We start from the raw sequence: 20,672 nt of genomic DNA, 5'->3' as shown, positions 1-20,672 counted from the left end.
AGCCTTTTTCGTGCCTGACGCAGCAATGCATGTGCGTTAGTTGAAGAACCAAGGGTTTGTGCTGGTCATTTAATGTCAGCGCCGATTCCCTCATGTCACTCTGTATCCTGTCGTTTCGGGAAAGCCCCACCTAAAGTTGGGTCATCGTGGTTCCGAAGAACCACAGAGGAGATGACGATGAGCAGCAGTTCGAACACCCCCTCCATCGGCGTGCACCCCATCGTGCCGCGCGAAAAACTCCAGTTCAATCTGGACGATCCCAGCATTCCCAAGCACTGGGTGGGCGGCGACGCCTTCCAGAGCCGCTTCTGGGATGCCCTGTCGCTGACCTTCCCACCCGGCGAGAAGTACTTCATGAACTGCGTGCGCGATTTCCGCGACCAGATCGCCGACCCCAAGCTGCTGCAGGACATCAAGGACTTCAACCGCCAGGAAGCCCAGCACAGCATGGTGCACCGCCAGGACAACGAGCGCCTGCGCCGCCAGGGGGTCGATGTCGACAAGCACACCGCCTATGTCGACGACATGCTCAACAAGGGCTTCCGCGCCAAGTACAGCAAGGGCTATAACCTGGCCATCACCTCGGCGCTGGAGCACTTCACGTCCATCATCGCGCACAGCCTGTTCGACAAGCGCGACATCATGAAGGAAGCCCACCCCAATGTGCGCGCCATGTACTCGTGGCACGCCATCGAGGAGGTGGAACACAAGGCCGTGGCTTACGACGTGATGGTCGACTACGCCAAGGTGGGCTACTTCAAGCGCACCATCGCGCTGGTGCACGCCACCTACCTGTTCCCCAAGATCATCTACACGATCGGCCAGCAACTGCTGGCCCATGATGGCTACTCGAAGTGGGAGCGGATCAAGCTGTTCGGTGGCGGTCTGTGGTGGCTGCTCAAGCCCGGCGGCATGCTGGCGCCCATGCTCAAGCACTACTGGACGTACTACAAGCCCGGCTACCACCCCTGGCAGGAAACCGAGCAGCCCGGCTACGAGCAGTGGCTGGCCGCCTTCAATGCCAGCGGCGATCCGGTCAAGGCCAGCGAAGAAACGCGCGTGGCGATGGCGCTGGTCTGAGCCCCTTGCTCACCGATGCACAAAGGCCCTTCGGGGCCTTTTTAATTACTGCATTTGTCGGCGCCGATTCCTACCTGTCATCTCGCATCCTGTGAGGCGGGCTGTAGCCTGCCTACAGTGCGGTCATCGTGTTCCGAGGTTCCGCAGAGGAGATGACGATGACAACACAAAATACGAATGCCTCATCGCCCGCCGTGCACCCCATCGTGCCGCGCGAGAAGCTCCAGTTCAATCTGGACGATCCCAGCATCCCCAAGTACTGGATGGGCGGTGACGCCTTCCAAAGCCGTTTCTGGGATGCGCTGTCGCTGATCTTCCCGCCGGGCGAGAAGTACTTCATGAATTGCGTACGCGATTTCCGCGACCAGATCGCCGACCCCAAGCTGCTGCAGGACATCAAGGACTTCAACCGCCAGGAAGCCCAGCACAGCATGGTGCACCGCCAGGACAACGATCGCCTGCGCCGCCAGGGCGTCGATGTCGACAGGCTTACGGGCTACGTCGACAAACTGCTCAACAAGGAATACCGTAGCAAGTACAGCAAGGGCTACAACCTGGCCGCTACCTCGGCGCTGGAGCACTTCACGTCCATCATCGCGCACAGCCTGTTCGACAAGCGCGACGTGATGAAGGAAGCGCACCCCAATGTGCGCGCCATGTACTCGTGGCACGCCATCGAGGAGGTCGAGCACAAGGGCGTGGCCTACGACGTGATGGAGGACTACGCCAAAGTGGGCTACCTCAAGCGCGTGTGGGCCCTGGTGCATGCCAGCCTGATGTTCCCGCAGACCATCTTTGTGATCCAGCGTCAGCTGTTCATCCACGACGGCTTCAGCTTCTGGCAGCGCATGAACCTGATGCGCAAGGGCCTGTGGTGGCTGTTCAAGCCGGGCGGCCTGCTGCAGCCCATGCTCAAGCACTACTGGACGTACTACAAGCCCGGCTACCATCCCTGGCAGGAGACTGAGCAGCCCGGCTATGACCACTGGCTTGCGGCCTTCAACGCCAGCGGCGATCCGATCAAGGCCAGCGAGCAGACGCGCGCCGCCATGGCGCTGGCCTGACGGCCCCCGAATACGTTTTCTCCACGCATCACAGGCCCTTCGGGGCCTTTTTTGATGCAATTTGCGGGAAAACTCTGAATGCGGTCTGTCGCTCGTGCATCCCTGCTGTCACCCCGAATCCTGTGACGCGGTCGGGACTTTTTCTACAGTCAGGCCATCGTCAAACAAAAGTACCGAAGAGACATCCCATGGCAACACCTGAGCAGCATCCGATCGTGCCGCGTGAGCGTCTGAACTTCCATCTGGATGCACCGGACATCCCGAAGTACTGGTTTGGCGGCGATCCCTACAAGACGCGCCTTTTCGATGCCCTGTCGCTGATCTTCCCGCCGGGCGAGCGTTTCTTCATGACCTGCGTGCGCGACTACCGCGACCGCATCTCCGACCCCAAGCTGCTGGACGAGATCAAGGGCTTCAACCGCCAGGAAGCCCAGCACAGCATGGTGCACAACCAGTACAACGACCGCCTGCGCGCCCAGGGCATCGACGTCGACAGCATGATGAGGTGGCTCGAAGACCTGCTCTTCGTGAAGTACCGCGGCTCGCGCAGCCGTGAATACACGCTGGCCATCACCTGCGCGCTGGAGCACTTCACCTCCATCGGCGCCCACAGCCTGTTCGACAAGCGCGACGTGCTGCGCGACGCCGACCACCGCGTGCGCGCCATGTACTCCTGGCACGCCATCGAAGAGGTCGAGCACAAGGGCGTGGCCTACGACGTGATGCAGGACTACGCCAAGGTGAGCTATTTCACCCGCGTGCTGGCCATGCTGGAGACCACCATCATCTTCCCGGTGGTGATCCAGCGCTTCCTCAACCAATTGCTCGAGGCCGATGGCTTCTCGTGGTGGGAGCGTCGCAAGATGATCATCAAGGGCACCCTGTGGGCGATGGGCCCGCGCGGCCTGCTGACGCCCCTGATCAAACCCTATTTCCCGTACTACGGCCGCAAGTTCCACCCCTGGCAGGAAGAAGACCAGCCCGGCTACGAGCAGTGGCTGGCTGCCTTCAATCAAAACCGCGACCCGATCGAGGCCAGCGAACTGATGCGCACGGCCATGGGCGTCCGGTGACATCTGTTGGGTGTTTGACGGATTCCGTCAAGTGCCGGCGTGTTGACATTTCCCGGCGCGTGGTCGCGTTAGTTGGTTAGACTTCGGCACACCCCGCCCGGGTGTGCCGATTTCTTTTATGCGTATTCCCATCCCCAACGCCATGCTCGAGGCCCTGGGCATCAAGCCCATACCGCTGTTCATGCTCTCGAGCTGGATCAAGGCGGCGGCCAAGTGCGGCTTCAATGTCCAGCCCCTGTTCAAGGAGGCGGGCTTCAAGATCGACCTGATCCGGCTGGAAGACGCCCGGGTCTCGCCACTGCAGCTGATCTCCGTGCTGGAGCAGTGCGTGGCCATGTCGCCCAACAAATACTTCCCGCTGGTGCTGGGCGACAGCTTTGCCTTCGAATCCCTGCCGGAGTTCGAAACCCTGCTGACCACCAGCGCCACCCTGCGTGATGCGCTGGGCGTGGCCGACCTGGCGCGCCGCGTGGTGCTGCCCTGGATCAAGATCGAGCTGGTGGAGGAGGGCGATGTCGCCCGCGTGGTCATCAGCTTCGACGTGCCCGTGCCCAATGTGGACAGCTTCGGCCTGCCGCTGCACCTGGTGTCCCAGGGCATCCTGGCCAGCGTGCGCAAGTTCGGCCGCAACCTGCAGGGCAGCGAGGACGGCTTCATCGGCGTCGAGCTCAAGGGCCCGGCGCCCGAGGGCTACGCGGATGAGATCCGCAAGTATTTCAACGTGCCCGTGTCCTTCAACCAGGCGCACGATGCGCTGGTGTTCGAGCGCCGCATTCTCGATACACCGCTGGAAGGCGCCTTCCCGGCCCTGCACGAGCAGGCCCATTTCCTGGCCGAGCAGCGCCTGGGCAAGGAAGTGCGCCGCCAGGGCGTGGCCGCCGAGATCGAGGATCTGATCTCCCGCGAGCCCGACCTGCTGGCGCTGGGCATCGAGGACATGGCCGAGCGCCTGAACCTGCACGCTCGCACCCTGCAGCGCCGCTTGAAGGACGAGGGCGACAGCTACCTGCACGTGCAGGCCCGCATGCGCCACCGCCTGGCCTGCCAGTGGCTCAAGCAGGGCAGTGTGTCCATCGACGACATCAGCGCCCGCCTGGGTTTTTCCGACCGCCGAGCCTTCACGGCCGCCTTCAAGCGCTGGGAGGGCACCACGCCCAAGGCCTGGCGCGAGCAACAGAACTGATTCCATGCTGACAGCACAAGAAGCCCTGGACCGCCTGCGCGAGGGCAACCAACGTTTCGTGGCCAGCCTCAAGGGCAATGAGCCGCTGCCGGCCAAGCGCTTCGAGCTTTCCCAGTCACAGGAGCCGATCGCCATCATCCTGGGCTGCTCCGATTCGCGCGTGCCCGCCGAGATCGTGTTCGACCAGGGCCTGGGCGATCTGTTCGTGATCCGCGTGGCCGGCAACGTGGTGGCTCCCTCGCAGGTGGGCAGCGTCGAGTTCGCCGCCTCGCGTTTCGGTACCCGCCTGGTGGTGGTGCTGGGCCATTCGCGCTGCGGCGCGATCCTGGCCACCATTGAAGAACTGCAGCGCCCGGCCGAGAACCAGTCCCGCAACCTGGCCGCCATTGTGGACCGCGTACGCCCCTCCGTCGAGGGGCTGATGAACACCGAGCTGCGCCATGACCTGGACGCCCTGGTGCACCAGGCGGTGCGCAGCAACGTCGGTGTGTCGGTGGACCACCTGCGCCATGGCTCGCCCATCCTGGAGCAGCTGATCCAGGACGATGGCCTGCTGGTCGTCGGCGCCGAGTATTCGCTGGAAACCGGCGAGGTCGAGTTCTTCGATCTGGGCAGTGGCCGCAGCTGCTGCCATCACCCCTGATTGGCCAGAGCGCACCCATGTCTGAACGCCAAGCTGAACGCCAAGATCTGCAAGGCCGGCGCATCGTGCTGGGCCTGTCCGGTGGCATCGCCTGCTACAAGTCGGCCGAACTGGTCCGCCTGCTCACGCGCCACGGCGCCGACGTGCGGGTGGTGATGACGCCGGCCGCCGAGTCCTTCATCACCGCTGTCACCATGCAGGCCTTGTCGGGCCACCCCGTGGTGACCAGCCAGTGGGACACGCGCGAGCCCAACAACATGCCCCACATCAACCTGGGGCGCTGGGCCGAGGCCATCGTGATCGCACCGGCCAGTGCCGACCTGATGGCGCAACTGGTACAGGGCCGCTCCGACGAACTGCTCAGCCTGCTGTGCCTGGCTCGCCCGCGTGAAACCTGCGCGCTGCTGGTGGCCCCCGCGATGAACCGCGAGATGTGGTCGCACCCGGCCACGCAGCGCAACGTGGCGCAGCTTCGTCTGGATGGCACCCGCATTCTGGGCCCCGATGCGGGCGATCAGGCCTGCGGCGAGGTGGGCGATGGCCGCATGCTCGAAGCCGAAGAGCTGCTTGACGAGCTGATCGCGCACTTCCAGCCCAAGGTGCTGGCTGGGCGCAGCCTGCTGATCACCGCCGGCCCCACGTTCGAGCCGATCGACCCGGTGCGTGGCATCACCAACCATTCCAGCGGCAAGATGGGCTTCGCGATGGCACGCGCTGCCGCCGAGATGGGCGCCCAGGTCACCCTGGTGGCTGGGCCCGTGCACCTGCCCACCCCGCGGGGCGTGGCGCGCGTCAACGTGACCACGGCCCAGCAGATGCACGACGTGGTGCTGCCTCAGGCGGCCAGCCATGAGGTGTTCATCGCCACCGCGGCCGTGGCCGACTGGCGCCCGGCCACGCTCAACGCGCACAAGATCAAGAAGGACGGCAAGAAGGCCGCGCCCACCTTCGAGCTCACCGAGAACCCTGACATCCTGGCTGCCGTGGCCGGCCTGCCGCAGCCGCCTTACTGCGTGGGCTTTGCCGCCGAGAGCGAGAACCTGCTGGAGCACGCCCGCGCCAAGCTGGTGCGCAAGAAGCTGCCCCTGATCGTGGGCAACATGGGCCCCGCGACCTTCGGCCGTGACGACAACAGCCTGTTGGTGGTCGATGCCGACAGCCACCGCTCGCTGCCGGCCGATGGCAGCACCGCTGACAAGCGCACCCTGGCGCGCGAGCTGATGCACGACATCGCCGCCCGCCTGCGCGCCGCCGGCCGCTGAAGCCGCCTGCCTGCGCACCTCATCCATCACCTTGCCTGACCGAACCTCTCGATGAGCACCGTATCCGTCGACCTGAAGATCCTGGACCCGCGCATGGCCGAGGTCCTGCCCGCCTATGCCACGCCCGGCAGCGCAGGCCTGGACCTGCGCGCCTGCCTGGACCAGCCCCTGGTGCTGCAGCCCGGCCAGGCCGAGCTGATCCCCACGGGGCTGTCGCTGCACCTGGGCGATCCCAACCTGGCGGCCATGATCCTGCCGCGCTCCGGCTTGGGCCACAAGAGCGGCATCGTGCTGGGCAACCTGGTCGGCCTGATCGATTCGGATTACCAGGGCCCACTGATGGTGAGCTGCTGGAACCGCGGCAGTGCCGCCTTCACGATCCAGCCCATGGAGCGCATCGCGCAACTGGTGATCGTGCCCGTGGTGCAGGCCCGCTTCAACGTGGTCAGCGAGTTCGGTGCGGGCACCGAGCGCGGGCAGGGCGGCTTCGGCTCCACCGGCAAGGCCTGATCACCCGGATCAGGCCACGGGCCGCGCGGCTCAGTGCAGCGTGGCGCCCGGGGGGATGTCCTCGTCCGCCGCGCCACCTTCGCTGCCTTCCGGCGCGAAGCTGAAGATGGACTGGGCCACCGAGCCCTGCTCGATCTCGTCTTCCGTGGCTTCGCGCACGTCGATCACCTTGAGCGACAGATTCAGCGCGATGCCGGCCAGCGGGTGGTTGCCGTCCATCACCACGTGGGTGTCGTACACCTCGGTGACGGTGTAGATCGCGTCCTTGGGCATGTCCGGCGTCTGACTGCCTTCTGGCGGGCCGTCGAACTGCATGCCTTCTTCGACCGCCTCGTGGAAGATCTCGCGCGGCTCGAAGAACACCAGCTCACTGTGGTAGTCACCGAAGGCGTGCTCGGGCTCCAGGTGCAGGGCGGCTTCGAAGCCCGTGGATTGGCCCATCAGGGCCTCTTCGACCTTGCTGAGCAGGTCGTCACCGCCGAAGAAGAATTCCATCGGCTCGTTCAATTCATCGATGAGCTCGCCTTGGGCGTCTTCGAGACGCCAGGTCAGGCTCACCACGCAGGGGTTGCGAATGTCCATGCCCCGAATCATCTCACGCCGCACAATGGCGCCCTATGAACCGCCCAAAGACCCTGACTGAAAAAACCAAGGCCCCGCGTGCTGCCCGCCAGCCTGAGAGCGCCGCGCTGAGCACGCCCATGCCCCTGCTGGGCGGCCTGTCGCCTGAAACCTTCATGCGCCGCCACTGGCAGAAGAAGCCGCTGCTGATCCGCCAGGCCGTGCCCGGCGTGAAGCCGCCGCTGGACCGTGCGGCGTTGTTCGCGCTGGCCGGGCAGGAGGACGTCGAATCGCGCCTGATCGTCCATGAGCAGGGGGGGGCGGCCCAACCCGCCAAGGCGCGTGGCAAGGCCAAGGCCGGCGCACCCGTGGCCAATTGGCGCCTGGCGCACGGCCCGCTGGCGCGCCGCGCGCTGCCACCGCTCACGCAGCCCGCCTGGACGCTGCTGGTGCAGGGCCTGGACCTGCACGTGCCGGCGGCGCACGAACTGCTCACGCGCTTTCGCTTCGTGCCCGAGGCCCGGCTCGACGACCTGATGATCTCCTATGCCACCGAAGGCGGTGGCGTGGGGCCGCACTACGATTCGTACGACGTGTTCCTGCTGCAGGTGCATGGCCAGCGCCGTTGGCGCATTGGCCGCCTCAAGGACGACAGCCTGCTGCCCGACGTGCCGCTCAAGATCCTCAGCCACTTCGAGGCCGAGGAGGAGTGGGTGCTGGAGCCGGGCGACATGCTCTACCTGCCGCCGCGCTGGGCCCATGATGGCATCGCCGAAGGTGGCGAGTGCATGACCTGCTCCATCGGTTTCCGGGCGCCCGATGCGCAAGGCCTGGCGGCCGAGCTGCTGGTACGCGTGGCCGAGAACCTCGACGACAGCACCCGCCAGCTTTACAAGGATCCGGCGCAGCCTGCCACCACCGAGCCGGGGCGCATGCCCGCGGACCTGCAGGCCTTTGCGCTCGAGGCCGTCACGCGTGCCCTGCGCGATCCGCAGCAGCTGCATGCCGCCCTGGGCGAGATCCTGACCGAGCCCAAGCCCAAGGTGTGGTTCCAACTGGGCGATCCCTTGCCTGACGGTGTGGGCGTGGTGCTCGACCCTCGCACGCGCATGATGTACGACGACAAGCACCTCTTTGCCAACGGCGAATCCTGGCGCGCTGCCGGGGCCGATGCGCGCCTCTTGCGCCGTCTGGCCGATGCCCGTAGGCTCAGTGCACACGATGTCGCCAGCGCGAGCCCCGAGGCCCGCGAGTTGCTCGACCAGTGGTCGGAAGACGGCTGGCTGCATCCGGCGCCATGAGCCCATAAGCCGATAAGCCCGATCAACACTGAGGAAACCCGCCATGAATGCCCCCTGGTCCGATCCCGCGCACGACAGTGGCCGCCTCGACGGTTGGGGGGCTTGGTCCGATGCCGTGCGCGCCTTGCTGGCCGAAGCGGCTGCGCAACCGGGCGCGCTGCTGATGTTCGATGCCGACTACAGCCAGTGGCCGCTGGGCGAGAAGGCCTGCGTGGAAGCGCTGGAGCAGTGGGCGCTGGGCGGGCGCCATCTGCATTGCACGATGCTGGCGGCCGATTGGGGCCATGTTCCCAAGCAGCACCCGCGTTGGTTGCGCTGGCGCACCACCTGGGCCCATAAACTCAGTTGCAAGGTATTGCCTGAGGACGAAGCCTCCGCGCTGCAAAGCCTGAGGCCGATGCTGGTGCTGGAAGGCAAACTGGGTATCTCGCTGCTCGATGCCGAGCACGGAACCGGTTTGTGGAGCCGTCTGCCGAGCACTTTGCGCGAATGGTGGCAAGCCGGTGATGTGATTTCGCAACGGTCCATTGATGCTATGCCGGCAACGACATTGGGTTTATAGGGAGTAGCCCGAAGCAGCATATAATCGCGGTTTGAATGCGGCGCATCTCATTGGTGCGCTACATCCAAACAACTGCTGTCTCATATTCTTGGGGCCAGTGGTTCCAAGCACAGTTCCAATCGCTTTCCGGTTTTTGACACACCTTTTGAGGACACAAGCATGAAAAAGTCGCTCCTGCTGGCTTCGCTGATCGCCGCCATGGCTCTGGCCGCTTGCGGCAAGAAGGAAGAAGCTGCCGCTGACGCCGCTGCTTCCGCCGTTTCCGAAGCCGCTTCGTCGGCTGTTGAGGCTGCTTCCGCTGCCACCGACGCCGCTTCCGCTGCCGTCGACACCGCCGCTTCCGCTGCTTCCGACGCCGCTTCGGCTGCCGTGGACGCCGCTGCTGCCGCTGCCAGCGCTGCTTCGAACTGATCTCTGTTCTCAGGGAATCAAAAAGCCGCTCATTGAGCGGCTTTTTTGCGCCTGTATGTTTTAGAAGTTTGGCGGCATCTGCGTCAGCTTGAAATCAACGCTACAAGCCGTAAACAAAAAGCCCGGCATGCCCGGGCTTTTTGTTTCCACTAATCCCTCAATTCGTGGGGGATCGAATATCTGGCATCACCCGATCATCGGGATCATTCCAAATTCGTGGACAACTGCTTGGCCACATCCTTGGCGCCATCGGTATTGATGGCCTTGCCATCGCTGCCCAGCACTGTCACGGAGGCCGCATCACCCTGGCTGGCCACCTTCAGGCGGTAACGGGTGAGGGTGTCGGTGGCAGGCTTGCTGCTGAACCAGCCGCTCATTCGGCTGAACAGGCCGGGTTTTTCCTCGGGCTTGGTGGAGGCTAGGCGAACGTCGTAGACGCCGGCGCTGCGGTCGCGGTCTTCGACCGTGAAGCCGCCGCGGTCCAGGGCCAGGCCCACACGGCGCCAGGCTTGGTCGAAGTTGCCGCTGAAGCCCACGGACAGGCCGTCGGTGCTCAGGCGGGTGCGCGGTGCGGTGATGGCTGCTGCACTGCCCTGATCGGCCGTGAGCGTGGCCTTGGCGGCTTCCTTGGGCGTGCCCAGCTTGACCATCAGGCGCGAGAGCATCTCGGCTTCCAGCGCGGGGTCTGAGGGGCGGGCCTTCCAGGTGGTCTGTTCCTTGCGGCCGTCGGTGTAGATCTCGATCAGGCCATGGTGACCGATGTAGATTTCCGAGCCCTTGGCGGTGCGCTCGATGCGGGTGCGGAACTGGTCGCGCTCGCCCGTGTCGTACAGGTTGTCGATGATCTTGCCGACCAGGTTGCGCAGGCCATCTTGCTGCAGCTTGGCGCGGTTCTCGGACCAGTTGGTTTCAAGCAGGCCGGCCTGGGGCTGGTCGGTGGTCAGCTCGAAGCCGTTCTCGGTCCAGAAATCACGCACCAGGTTGTAGACCTGCTCGGGCGGCTGGTCCACGGTCAGCCAGCGCACCTGGCCATCACGCTGCAGGGTCACGCCACGGACGGTGCCGGGCGCCACGGCGGGAGCGGCTGTCGCGCCGGGGTTCTGGGCCAGCTGTTGTTGCTGGGTGAAGTTGTTGGCCGACACCGTGCCCGGCGAGGCCAGGGCGTAGCGCGCCTGGCCGCTGAGCTGGGTCAGGTCAGGCGGCACTTCCAGGTTCACGGCCTTGGCGCCGGTACTGCGGTAGTCCACCTTGTCGTTGCTCAGTGCATTGCTCACCGTAGAGCAGCCGGTGGCCAGCGCGGACAGCACGCAGGCGGATGCCACCAGGGTCTGGCGGGCGGAGATGTGTTGGATCGGCATGGTGACTATGGACGGACCGTGAGGGGCCGGGGTTGGGGCCGGTGGGCCGGGAGGAAAATGGTGGGTGGCAGACTGGATCAGAGCGCGCCGCTTTCGCGCAACGCACCCTCGACCACGGCCTGTGCGGCAGGGCTGAGCTGTGTGAGCGGCAGACGCAGTGCGCCGCCGGCCTTGCCCATGCGGGCCAGGGCCCACTTGACAGGGATCGGGTTCGGCTCGGTGAACAGGTGCTTGTGCAGCGGCAGCAGTTGCATGTGCAGCTCGACCGCGCGCTTGGCATCGCCGGCGATGGCGGCCTTGCACAGCTCGTGCATGGCCTTGGGCGCCACGTTGGCGGTGACGCTGACGTTGCCATGGCCGCCCAGCAGCATCAGGGCCACGGCGGTGGGGTCATCGCCCGAGTAGATGTGAAAGCCCTTGGGGGCTTGCTTGATCAGCCAGGCGGCGCGTTCGAGGTTGCCGGTGGCTTCCTTGATGCCGATCACGCCGGGCACATGGGCCAGGCGCAGGGCGGTCTCGGGCGTCATGTCGGCCACGGTGCGGCCGGGCACGTTGTAGAGCATCTGGGGGATGCCCACGGCCTCGGCGATGGCCTTGAAGTGCTGGTAGATGCCTTCTTGGGTCGGCTTGTTGTAGTAGGGCACGACCTGCAGGGTGCAGTCGGCGCCGACCTTCTTGGCGAACTCGCTGAGCTCGATGGCCTCGCGGGTGGAGTTGGCACCGGCGCCAGCCATGATGGGCACGCGGCCAGCCGACTGCTCGACCGCCACGCGGATGATCTCGCAGTGCTCGTCGACGGAGACGGTGGGCGATTCGCCCGTGGTGCCGACCACGCCGATGCAATCCGTGCCTTCGGCGATGTGCCAGTCGATCAGGCGGCGCAGGGCGTCATAGTCCACGCTGCCGTCGTCGTGCATCGGGGTGATGAGCGCAACAATACTGCCAAGAATCGGTTTCATGTTTGTGTCCTGAGAATCTGAAGATTCTAATGGGGCCGAACGTCGTTTTTCAGGGCGGCCAGGGCCATGCGGTCCACCAGAGCGGGGGCGAGCAGCTTCATCCAGCGCCCAAGCTTGCCTTTGGCGCTCATCACGATGTCGCGCTGGCGGCGTGCCATGCCGTCCAGGATCAGGCGCGAGCAGGTCGCCACGCTCATGGCGCCGCGCTCGTCCAGGCCGCTTTTGCCCGCGGCTTTGCCCTGGGCGTTGAACCCGCGGTAGCGGATCTCGGTGGCCACCACGCCCGGGTAGGCGATGGTCACGCCCACGCCATGGGGCGCCATCTCCACACGTAAAGCTTCGAAAAAGCCCGTCATGGCGAACTTGGTGGCGCTGTAGGCTGTGCGCCCTGGCACACCCACTAGGCCGGCCAGGCTGGAGACGGCCACCACCAGGCCGCGGGTGGCCTTGAGGTGGGGCAGGGCGGCATGGGTGCACCAGGCGCTGCCCCACAGGTTGATGCGCATCAGGTGCTCGTACCAGGCCATGTCCTGCACTTCATCCAGGAGGGCGTGGGCCGACATGCCGGCGTTGTTCACCAGCGCGTCGATGCGGCCATAGCGGGCCACGGTGTCGGCGATCAGGCCTTTGCAGTCATCCTGCTGGCCGACGTCGGTGGGCCGCACGAAGACGTGGGCGCCGTAGGCCTCGCAGGCCTTGGCGACCTCGGCCAGCTTGTCCTGGCTGCGGGCGGCCAGCACCAGGGCTGCGGTGGCGCCATCGCGCGCGGCGATCTGGCGGGCCAGTTCGGCGCCGATGCCGTCGGAGGCGCCGGTGATGATGGTGACGTGTTGTGCCATGGTGGTTTGAGTGCGGCGGGGTGCCGATGCGGCCTGGACGCAGCCTGGGTTGCGCAACGAGTTCTGTGGGTGTCCTGCTGCGAGCAAGGTCGCAGCAGTGTCAGCCCGGCATGCAGGTGGCCAGCCAGGTGGACAGGTCCACCAGCAGGCCGGGCTGAAAGTACCACGTGAACACGCCGGCCAGTATCAGCACGAGCACGAGTCTGGCGGCGATGCGTTGCGCGGTGCTCATGGCATGCGATGCATCGGGTGGCGTTGGGTTGTGACGATCAGGCGCTGGCGGTGCCCAGGCGCCCCTTGGGCGGCTGGTGCTCGCGTACCGGCAGGTTGAGCACGGCGGCCGTCACGCCCAGGGCGATGGCGATCCACCAGACCACCTGGTAGCTGCCCGTCAGGTCATAGAGGTGCCCGGCCAGCCACACGCCGCAGAACGAGCCCAGTTGGTGCGAGAGGAAGACCACGGCGCCCAGCATCGACAGGTGCCGAACCCCCAGCATCTGCGCCACGATGGCGTTGGTGGGCGGCACGGTCGACAGCCACAGCACGCCCATCGTGGCGGCGAAGATGCCCACGCTCAACGCCGTGGGCGGTGCGGCGATGAAGCACAGCATGGCGACGGCCCGCAGCGCATAGATGCCTGACAGCAGGTAGGGCTTAGACCAGCGCTGTCCCAGCCAGCCGATGCCGTAGGTGCCGAAGATGTTGAACAGGCCAATGAGGGCCAGGCCGGTGGTGGCTACGTGGCCGGGCAGGGCGTGGTCCTTGAGGTAGCTGGGCAGGTGCACACCGATGAAGGCGAGCTGGAAGCCGCACACGAAGTACCCGGCGGTGAGCAACTGGTAGCTGGGATGGCTCAGCGCCTCGCGCAGGGCGGCCAGGGCCGATGTGGGGCCGTGCGGGTCGGGGCCGGAAGGCAGCGCGCCGGTGGCTGGCGCGGCGTGGGCGGGCGCCGGTCGGTCTGCCCGCAATCCCCAACCCAGGGGCAAGATCAGCAGGGCGGTCAGTGCCAGGACCCACAGGGCCGGCTGCCAGCCGATGCCGGCGATCAGCGAGCTCGACAGCGGGATCATCAGGAACTGCCCGAAGGAGCCAGCCGCGGCGGTGATGCCCATGGCCCAGGAGCGCTGCTGTGCGCTGACGTGACGCCCGATCACGCCGTACACCACCGCATAGGTGCTGCAGGCCTGCGCGCAGCCGATCAGGATGCCGGTGCTGAGGGTGAACAGGGTGAGGTTGGCGCTGCTGGCCATGCCCCACAGGCCTGCGGCATAGAGCAGGGCGCCCAGCCACAACGGGGCGGTGGCGCCTTTGCGGTCAGCCCACCAGCCCACCAGCGGGCCGGCCAGGCCCCACACCAGGTTCTGGATGGCCAGCGCGAAGGAGTAGGACTCGCGGCTCCAGCCGCGCTCCATGCAGATGGGCTGCAGCCACAGCCCGAAGCCATGGCGGATGCCCATCGACAGGGTGACGACCATGGCGCCGCAGACCAGCAGTTGCCACAAGGGCAGGATGGGAGACAGGGGCGCATCAGCCTGCGCCGGGGTGGGGTGGCTCAAGGGGGCTCCGTCAGGACGGCGGTCTGACCCGTGTTTCCGGACGTGCGCCGACGAGCGTGGGGTTGAAATGGTTCTGGGTGCCGTGCGCCGGTATCAGACCTGCATGTTCATGATATCGGTATACGCCTGAACCAGCTTGTTGCGCACCTGAACGGCCGACTGGAAGCCCAACTGCGCCTTCTGCATGGCGATCATGGTCTCTTCCAGGCTGACGGTGGGGTTGTCGAACTGCACCTCGCGCTGCATCGACGAGGCTTGGTTCTGCGCCTGGCTCACGCCCTTGAGCGCGCTGGAGAACGCGGTCTGGAAGCTGGGCGCCTCGACCTTGGCACCTGCATTGCCTGCCGCATCCAGCCGGGTCTTGGCCTGCACCCGCTGTGCCACGTCGGCCATGCCGGCGCGGGACGCGGCCTGGGCGAAATCGAAAGGCTTAAGTTTCAGGTCCATGGTGCCGATACCGCTGAAGACGACAAGGTGTGATGGATCTCACCACGATTGGCATCCTAGCCGGGTAGACCCGTGTCCGATGGTGCGAAGTGGTCCCCATTTGACTGGCTGTTCCCGGCACTTTTTACCGCGGGCTTCCCAATAATGGGCCCCGTACTTGAAGGGTTTGCGGCATCGTGTGATCTCGATGCGCGGCCCTCGCGCAGATCAGCTCATGGATGTCACCGTCGCTCAAGCTCAGAACCTGACGTCGCCAGCCCCCGGCTCGGCGAGCGAAACGCCGCCCCTGGGGTTCGTGCAGCGTGTCCAGGCCCTGCCCATGCAGCGCAAGCTGATGCTGGGTGGTGGCATCGCGGCGCTGCTGGCCATCTTCGTGGCCATGATGATGTGGAGCAACCAGGCCGAGTACCGCGTGCTGTACAACAACCTGTCCGACAAGGACGGTGGGGCCATCCTGGCCCAGTTGCAGCAGATGAACGTGCCCTACAAGTACACGGACGGCGGCGCGGCCATCATGGTGCCCGCCGACAAGGTGCATGACGTGCGCCTGAAACTGGCCTCGGCCGGCCTGCCCAAGGGCTCGGTGGCGGGCTACGAGTTGATGGAAACCCAGCGCTTCGGCGTGACGCAGTTCCAGGAGCGGCTGAACTTCCAGCGTGGTCTGGAGGGCGAGCTGACCCGTTCTATCCAGACCCTGTCGGGCGTCGAATCCGCCCGCGTGCACCTGGCCCTGCCCAACCAGAACGGATTTTTCCGTGATCAGCAAAAGCCGTCGGCCTCGGTGATCCTGAGCATGTACGCTGGCCGCACCCTAGACAAGGGCCAGGTGGCTGGCATCGTGCACCTGGTGTCTTCCAGCGTGCCGGAGATGTCGACCAAGTCGGTCAGCGTGGTGGACCAGAGCGGCACCCTGCTGTCGGGCCAGGCCGAGGGCAGTGGTCCTGACCAGGCCGGGCTGGACGCCAAGCAACTGCAATATGTGCATCAGATGGAAACCGGCTATACGCAGCGCATCCGCGATCTGCTGGAGCCGGTGGTCGGCAAGGACAATCTGCGCGCCCAGGTGACGGCCGACCTGGACTTTGCACAGGTTGAATCCACCGCCGAAGAGTTCAAGCCCAACCAGACCCCGACCACGGCCGCCGTGCGCAGCCAGCAGACCAGCGAGCAGATGAATGGCGCGGGTGGTTCGAACGCCCAGCCCACCGGTGTGCCGGGCGCGATGAGCAACCAGCCGCCTACGCCGGCAACCGCGCCGATCAATGGCGCATCGCAGCCGCTGCAGGGCACCCAGGCCAACGGCGCGGGTGGTGCCGGTGGCTCCAGCCGCCGCGATGCCGTGACCAACTACGAGGTCGACAAGACGGTGCGTGTGACGCGCAATGCCTCGGGCACGGTCAAGCGCCTGAACGCCGCCGTGGTGATCAACCACATCACCAAGACGGATGCCAAGGGCAAGACCACCACCACCCCGCTGAGCCAGGAGGAGCTGGACAAGCTCACCGCCCTGGTCAAGGAAGGCATCGGCTTCAACGAGCAGCGCGGCGATTCGGTCAAGCTGATCACCGCGCCGTTCCAGCAGGTGAAAGAAGAGACCGCCGATACGCCGTTCTGGAAGGATCCGAGCACACAGGAGTGGATGCGCTCGCTGCTGGTGCCCGCTGCCATGACAGTGCTGGCCCTGATCGTGGTGTTCGGTGCGATTCGCCCTGCCATCAACGCGGCCAAGCCCCCCAAGGCTGAAAGCAAGTCCAGACTCAACGCTGTGGTGGATGACGAGCAGCAGTTGCCTGGGTTTGAAACGGCCAGTGAAGTGCTGCCGGCCCTCGAGTCGCCTGGCGGCTCTGACCGCCGCCTCGAAGCCGCGCGCCAGTTGGCCAAGGACAACCCCGTCGCGATGGCTGGCATCGTGCGCGCCTGGGTGAACAAGGAATAACGCCGCATCATGGACGAGCAAGGACTAGAAGACGCCGCCATCCTGCTGATGTCCCTCGGCGAGGACGAAGCCGCCGAGGTGTTCAAGCAGCTCGAGCCCAAGGAAGTGCAAAGCCTGGGCGAGACCATCGCGCGCCTGAAGACCGTGTCCCGTGAGCGCGTGGACACGGTGTTGAACCGGTTCGCGCAGGAAGCCGCCGAAGTCGGCTCGCTGGTGTCCGACACCGACGAATACGTGAAGGCTGTATTGCGCCGCGCGCTGGGTGAAGAGAAGGCCAACCTGCTGATCGACCGCATCATCCAGACCAGCGATGTGGCCGGCATCGAAAGCCTGAAGTGGATGGATCCGGGCTCGGTGGCCGAACTGCTGCGCAACGAGCACCCGCAGATCGTGGCCGCCATCCTGGTCCACCTGGATCCGGACCTGGCCTCGGGGGCGCTCAAGTACTTCAGTGACCGCCATCGCAACGAGGTGATGATCCGCATCGCCACGCTCGATGGCATCCAGCCCGCCGCTCTGCGTGACCTGAACGAGGTGATGTCGCGCGTGCTGGCAGGCGGCACGCAGGTGCGTCGCCAGTCGCTGGGCGGCGTCAAGCCCGCGGCTGAGATCATCAACCTGATGGGCTCCGCCGTGGAGACCTCGGTGCTGGACTACATCCGCGAGGCCGATGGCGACCTGGCCCAGAAGATCATGGACAACATGTTCGTGTTCGACGATCTGGCCAAGCTGGACGACAAGGGCTTCCAGGCCCTGCTCAAGGAAGTGCAGACCGAATCGCTCATCATCGCGCTCAAGGGTGCTTCGCCGGAGATCCGCGACAAGGTGTTCCGCAACATGTCCAGCCGTGCCGCCGAAACGTTGCGCGAAGACCTGGATTCGCGCGGCCCGGTCAAGCTCTCCGAGGTCGAAGGCGAGCAGAAGGAAATGCTGAAGATCGTCCGCCGTCTGGCCGACGAAGGTCAGATCGTGCTGGCGGGCGGAGGCGACGATGAGTACGTCTGACAAGGCGCAGCCGCCTGCCGGTGGCGCCGCGCCCGGCACGCCCAACAGCTACACGCGCTTCATCCCGCGCGAAGAGTTGCGGGGCTTTTCCGCCTGGGCGCCGGAGAATCTCGAAGACCCCAATGTGGTCAAGTCCGCGCCCGGGCAATCGCCAGCAGGTGGGGGCGTGCACAAGGCGCCGTTCGCTGTGCGGGCTGGCGTGGCTGGCGCACAGGGCCATGGGCCTGCTCGCGCGCAGGCACCGGGCCCAGCGGGTGCCCACGTCGGCGGCGTGCCCGATGGTCAGCCCGGATCGACCCATCCGGCCAGCGCGGCCAAGGCCGTCGAGCCCGAGCCGCCGCCGGTGGATGTGGAGGCTGTGGCGCGTGATGCGCGCCAGGCCGGTTACCAGGATGGTTACCGCGATGGCCTGGCTGCCCTGGAGAGCTACAAGCAGACCCAGGCGGCTCAGATGGCCGCCTTCATGAGCGACCAGGTGGGTGCGCTCGTGAACGACCTGCATGGCCGTCTCGAATCATTGGAGCAGCAGCTTTCTGGCCGCATCGCCGGCGTGGCGTTGGAGCTGGCCCGCCAGGTGGTGCGCAGCGAAATCTCGCTGCGCCCCGAACTGGTGTTGACCGTGGCCGAGGACGCGATGAGCACCCTGCTGAGCACGGCCCGCCAGGTGGTGCTGCGCCTGAACCCGGAAGACCACGCACTGGCCCAAGGCGCGCTGGAAGAACAGATGAAATCGCGTGGCGCTCGTCTGGTGGCCGATCCCCATGTGAGCCAGGGCGGCTGCATCGTCGAATCGGACATCGCCGTGGTGGACGCCAGCGTGGAAGCGCGCTGGCACAAGGTCGCCGCTGCGATGGGCGTCAACACCGATTGGCATGGCCGCATCACGCCCGAGGCCACGCAGGCCCAGTGGGCCGATGACATGGAGGGCGCATCATGAACATGCCCCTGCAGAGCCGGCGCGATGTCGCCATGGACAAGTGGAACCGCTTCCTGGAAGACCTCGATGCCTGTGCGGCAGCCCCTCAGCAACTGGAGAATCAGGGCAAGCTGGTGCGCGTGGCCGGGCTGGTGCTCGAAGCCGCGGGCCTGCGCCTGCCGGTGGGCGCTGTGTGCGAGATCCATTCCGAGATGCGCATGGAGGCCACCCCTGTGCTGGCCGAGGTCGTGGGCTTTGCCGGCGACCGCGCCTACCTGATGCCCACGGCCGAAGTGCATGGCCTGGCCAGCGGCGCCCGCGTGGTGCCACGCGCCTTGCCGATCAACCCGCCGCTGCTGGGCCGCCCCAGCCACCCCTGGCGCCGCAGCGAAGACCGCACCCGCCACCTGCCCATCGGCAGCGGCCTGCTGGGCCGTGTCGTCGATGCACAGGGTGAGCCGCTGGACAAGCGCGGCCCGCTCACGCACGTGCGCAGTGAACCCCTGGTGCGCCGCGCCATCAACGCGATGGAGCGCGACCCGGTGCGCCTGCCGCTGGACACGGGCGTGCGTGCCATCAACTCCATGCTCACCGTGGGCCGTGGCCAGCGGATCGGCCTGTTCGCCGGCTCCGGCGTGGGCAAGAGCGTGCTGCTGGGCATGATGGCCCGCTACACCCAGGCCGATGTCATCGTGGTGGGCCTGATCGGTGAGCGGGGCCGTGAAGTCAAGGAGTTCATCGAAGACATCCTGGGCGAGGAAGGCCTGGCCCGCTCCGTGGTGGTGGCCGCGCCGGCCGATGCACCGCCGCTGACCCGCATGCAGGGCGCAGCCTACGCCACCGCCGTGGCCGAGCACTTTCGCGATGAAGGCCTGCACGTGCTGCTGCTGATGGACTCCCTCACGCGGTACGCCATGGCACAGCGCGAAATCGCGCTGGCCATCGGTGAGCCACCTGCGACCAAAGGTTACCCGCCGTCATGTTTTGCCAAGCTGCCGCAACTGGTGGAGCGCAGCGGCAACGGCCTCAATGGCCATGGTTCCATCACGGCGTTTTACACGGTGCTCTCGGAAGGGGATGATCAGCAGGATCCCATCGCCGATGCGGCCCGCGCGATTCTTGATGGCCACATCGTGCTCTCACGCGAACTGGCGGAGTCAGGCCACTTCCCGGCCATCGACATCGAGCGTTCCGCATCGCGGGTGATGCACAACGTGGCCACGCACGAGCACATCGATTCGTCGCGCCGCTTCCGCCAGCTGTGGTCGCGCTACAGCAAGGCGCGCGACCTGATCCAGCTGGGCGCCTACACGCCCGGCGGTGATCCGGAGCTGGACCTGGCGGTCAGAGTCCATCCCCACATGGTGGGCATGCTTCAACAAGACATGCATACACCCGCTACTTTGACCGACAGTGTGGGGCAGTTGCGTGCCATCGTACAGGGGTGAAGAAAAGCCTTTGGCAGACCCAAGCTGACTGGAGCCCATCGTGAATCCCTCGCAACCACTGATCACTCTGCTGGAGCAGGCCGAAGAGGCCCGTGACGCGGCGCTGGCGCAGTTCGAGGTCAGCCGCAAGGCTCATGAAGGCTCCCGCCAGCAACTGCAATCCCTGCAGGATTTCCGCGACCAGTACCAGACGCGCTGGCAGACCCAGTTCCGTCAGGCTGGCGGCATGGAAATCATGCGCTGCTACCAGGATTTCATGGCCCGTCTGGGCGATGCGGTCAATGACCAGCACCGCCGCTGTGAGCAATTCAGCCAGGCCATGGAGCGTTGCCGCACCGAGCTGATCGAGCGCGAGCGCAAGGTCGCTGCCGTGACGCAACTGCTGCAGCGCCGTGAAAAAGAACAGGCCCAGCGCGAGATGCGCCGTGAGCAGAAGGCCACCGATGAGCTGGCCGCACGCCTGATGGCGTCGGCACCCGGCCCGCTGTCCGCGAAGGGCAACCTGCCGCCGTCCTCTCATTGATGCGACTTGACGCCACGTCGATCGCTCACACTACA

22 protein-coding genes are annotated in these 20,672 nt (G+C 65.8%); 15 read left to right on the top strand and 7 right to left on the bottom strand.

The window, feature by feature from the left end; all coding sequences use genetic code 11:
* The first annotated feature begins 177 nt into the window (after window positions 1–177).
* The 7 genes from WAQ08_RS11385 to dut all read left to right on the top strand — a co-directional run bounded on the left by WAQ08_RS11385 (window position 178) and on the right by dut (window position 6,815).
* Window positions 178–1,080, top strand: a complete 903-nt coding sequence (locus tag WAQ08_RS11385) for a metal-dependent hydrolase (RefSeq protein WP_422191693.1) — start codon at window positions 178–180, stop codon at window positions 1,078–1,080.
* Between the two features lie 158 nt (window positions 1,081–1,238).
* On the top strand, window positions 1,239–2,144 hold the full coding sequence (locus tag WAQ08_RS11380) for a metal-dependent hydrolase (RefSeq protein WP_422191692.1): 906 nt from the start codon (window positions 1,239–1,241) through the stop codon (window positions 2,142–2,144).
* A 188-nt stretch (window positions 2,145–2,332) separates the two neighbouring features.
* Window positions 2,333–3,217 carry a metal-dependent hydrolase gene (locus tag WAQ08_RS11375; RefSeq protein WP_422191691.1) on the top strand — a complete coding sequence of 295 codons (885 nt, stop codon included), beginning with the start codon at window positions 2,333–2,335 and terminating at the stop codon, window positions 3,215–3,217.
* A 118-nt stretch (window positions 3,218–3,335) separates the two neighbouring features.
* A complete protein-coding gene (locus WAQ08_RS11370) occupies window positions 3,336–4,400 on the top strand; it encodes an AraC family transcriptional regulator ligand-binding domain-containing protein (protein WP_422191690.1) in 1,065 nt (354 codons plus the stop codon).
* Window positions 4,401–4,404: 4 nt separating this feature from the next.
* Window positions 4,405–5,043, top strand: coding sequence for a carbonic anhydrase (locus WAQ08_RS11365; RefSeq protein WP_422191689.1), 639 nt, complete (start codon window positions 4,405–4,407; stop codon window positions 5,041–5,043).
* A 17-nt stretch (window positions 5,044–5,060) separates the two neighbouring features.
* Window positions 5,061–6,305: a bifunctional phosphopantothenoylcysteine decarboxylase/phosphopantothenate--cysteine ligase CoaBC gene (coaBC, locus tag WAQ08_RS11360; RefSeq protein WP_422191688.1), complete on the top strand. Its 1,245-nt coding sequence runs from the start codon at window positions 5,061–5,063 to the stop codon at window positions 6,303–6,305.
* Between the two features lie 51 nt (window positions 6,306–6,356).
* Window positions 6,357–6,815 carry a dUTP diphosphatase gene (gene dut, locus WAQ08_RS11355; protein WP_422191687.1) on the top strand — a complete coding sequence of 153 codons (459 nt, stop codon included), beginning with the start codon at window positions 6,357–6,359 and terminating at the stop codon, window positions 6,813–6,815.
* Between the two features lie 30 nt (window positions 6,816–6,845).
* Here dut and WAQ08_RS11350 read toward each other — a convergent pair whose 3' ends face one another.
* Window positions 6,846–7,397, bottom strand: coding sequence for an FKBP-type peptidyl-prolyl cis-trans isomerase (locus WAQ08_RS11350; RefSeq protein WP_422191686.1), 552 nt, complete (start codon window positions 7,395–7,397; stop codon window positions 6,846–6,848).
* 119 nt (window positions 7,398–7,516) lie between these two features.
* Here WAQ08_RS11350 and WAQ08_RS11345 point away from each other — a divergent pair, with 119 nt between their 5' ends.
* From WAQ08_RS11345 to WAQ08_RS11335, 3 genes are all read left to right on the top strand, one after another.
* A complete protein-coding gene (locus WAQ08_RS11345) occupies window positions 7,517–8,677 on the top strand; it encodes a JmjC domain-containing protein (RefSeq protein WP_422191775.1) in 1,161 nt (386 codons plus the stop codon).
* 43 nt (window positions 8,678–8,720) lie between these two features.
* Window positions 8,721–9,239 (top strand): hypothetical protein, encoded by a 519-nt coding sequence (locus tag WAQ08_RS11340; protein WP_422191685.1) that lies wholly within the window; start codon window positions 8,721–8,723, stop codon window positions 9,237–9,239.
* Window positions 9,240–9,398: 159 nt separating this feature from the next.
* A complete protein-coding gene (locus WAQ08_RS11335) occupies window positions 9,399–9,650 on the top strand; it encodes a hypothetical protein (protein WP_422191684.1) in 252 nt (83 codons plus the stop codon).
* A 203-nt stretch (window positions 9,651–9,853) separates the two neighbouring features.
* Here the strand turns inward: WAQ08_RS11335 and bamC are convergent, their stop codons facing one another.
* From bamC to fliE, 6 genes are all read right to left on the bottom strand, one after another.
* Window positions 9,854–11,008 (bottom strand): outer membrane protein assembly factor BamC, encoded by a 1,155-nt coding sequence (gene bamC, locus WAQ08_RS11330; RefSeq protein ID WP_422191683.1) that lies wholly within the window; start codon window positions 11,006–11,008, stop codon window positions 9,854–9,856.
* A gap of 77 nt (window positions 11,009–11,085) precedes the next feature.
* Window positions 11,086–11,967 carry a 4-hydroxy-tetrahydrodipicolinate synthase gene (dapA, locus tag WAQ08_RS11325; RefSeq protein WP_422191682.1) on the bottom strand — a complete coding sequence of 294 codons (882 nt, stop codon included), beginning with the start codon at window positions 11,965–11,967 and terminating at the stop codon, window positions 11,086–11,088.
* 26 nt (window positions 11,968–11,993) lie between these two features.
* On the bottom strand, window positions 11,994–12,806 hold the full coding sequence (locus WAQ08_RS11320; RefSeq protein WP_422191681.1) for an SDR family oxidoreductase: 813 nt from the start codon (window positions 12,804–12,806) through the stop codon (window positions 11,994–11,996).
* A 100-nt stretch (window positions 12,807–12,906) separates the two neighbouring features.
* On the bottom strand, window positions 12,907–13,038 hold the full coding sequence (locus tag WAQ08_RS11315; RefSeq protein ID WP_422191680.1) for a hypothetical protein: 132 nt from the start codon (window positions 13,036–13,038) through the stop codon (window positions 12,907–12,909).
* 37 nt (window positions 13,039–13,075) lie between these two features.
* A complete protein-coding gene (locus WAQ08_RS11310; protein ID WP_422191679.1) occupies window positions 13,076–14,362 on the bottom strand; it encodes an MFS transporter in 1,287 nt (428 codons plus the stop codon).
* Between the two features lie 93 nt (window positions 14,363–14,455).
* The gene (fliE, locus tag WAQ08_RS11305) at window positions 14,456–14,809 is read right to left on the bottom strand and encodes a flagellar hook-basal body complex protein FliE (RefSeq protein ID WP_422191678.1); all 354 of its coding nucleotides are present in this window, start codon (window positions 14,807–14,809) and stop codon (window positions 14,456–14,458) included.
* Between the two features lie 214 nt (window positions 14,810–15,023).
* On the opposite strand from fliE, the gene fliF reads away from it, so the two are divergent.
* Genes fliF through fliJ form a run of 5 tightly spaced genes read left to right on the top strand, consistent with a single transcriptional unit; the run spans window position 15,024 to window position 20,637 of the window.
* A complete protein-coding gene (gene fliF, locus WAQ08_RS11300) occupies window positions 15,024–16,745 on the top strand; it encodes a flagellar basal-body MS-ring/collar protein FliF (RefSeq protein WP_422191677.1) in 1,722 nt (573 codons plus the stop codon).
* Between the two features lie 9 nt (window positions 16,746–16,754).
* Window positions 16,755–17,750, top strand: a complete 996-nt coding sequence (fliG, locus tag WAQ08_RS11295; protein ID WP_422191676.1) for a flagellar motor switch protein FliG — start codon at window positions 16,755–16,757, stop codon at window positions 17,748–17,750.
* Window positions 17,737–18,687, top strand: a complete 951-nt coding sequence (locus WAQ08_RS11290) for a FliH/SctL family protein (RefSeq protein WP_422191675.1) — start codon at window positions 17,737–17,739, stop codon at window positions 18,685–18,687. The genes fliG and WAQ08_RS11290 overlap by 14 nt, the downstream gene beginning before the upstream one ends.
* Window positions 18,684–20,114 carry a flagellar protein export ATPase FliI gene (gene fliI / locus WAQ08_RS11285; RefSeq protein ID WP_422191674.1) on the top strand — a complete coding sequence of 477 codons (1,431 nt, stop codon included), beginning with the start codon at window positions 18,684–18,686 and terminating at the stop codon, window positions 20,112–20,114. The genes WAQ08_RS11290 and fliI overlap by 4 nt, the downstream gene beginning before the upstream one ends.
* 40 nt (window positions 20,115–20,154) lie before the next feature.
* A complete protein-coding gene (fliJ, locus tag WAQ08_RS11280) occupies window positions 20,155–20,637 on the top strand; it encodes a flagellar export protein FliJ (RefSeq protein WP_422191673.1) in 483 nt (160 codons plus the stop codon).
* Window positions 20,638–20,672: the final 35 nt, after the last annotated feature.

The sequence above is a fragment of the Aquabacterium sp. genome, from assembly GCF_049274795.1.
In the GTDB taxonomy this organism is placed as follows: domain Bacteria; phylum Pseudomonadota; class Gammaproteobacteria; order Burkholderiales; family Burkholderiaceae_C; genus Aquabacterium.
This window is presented reverse-complemented; position numbering and strand designations above follow the sequence as displayed.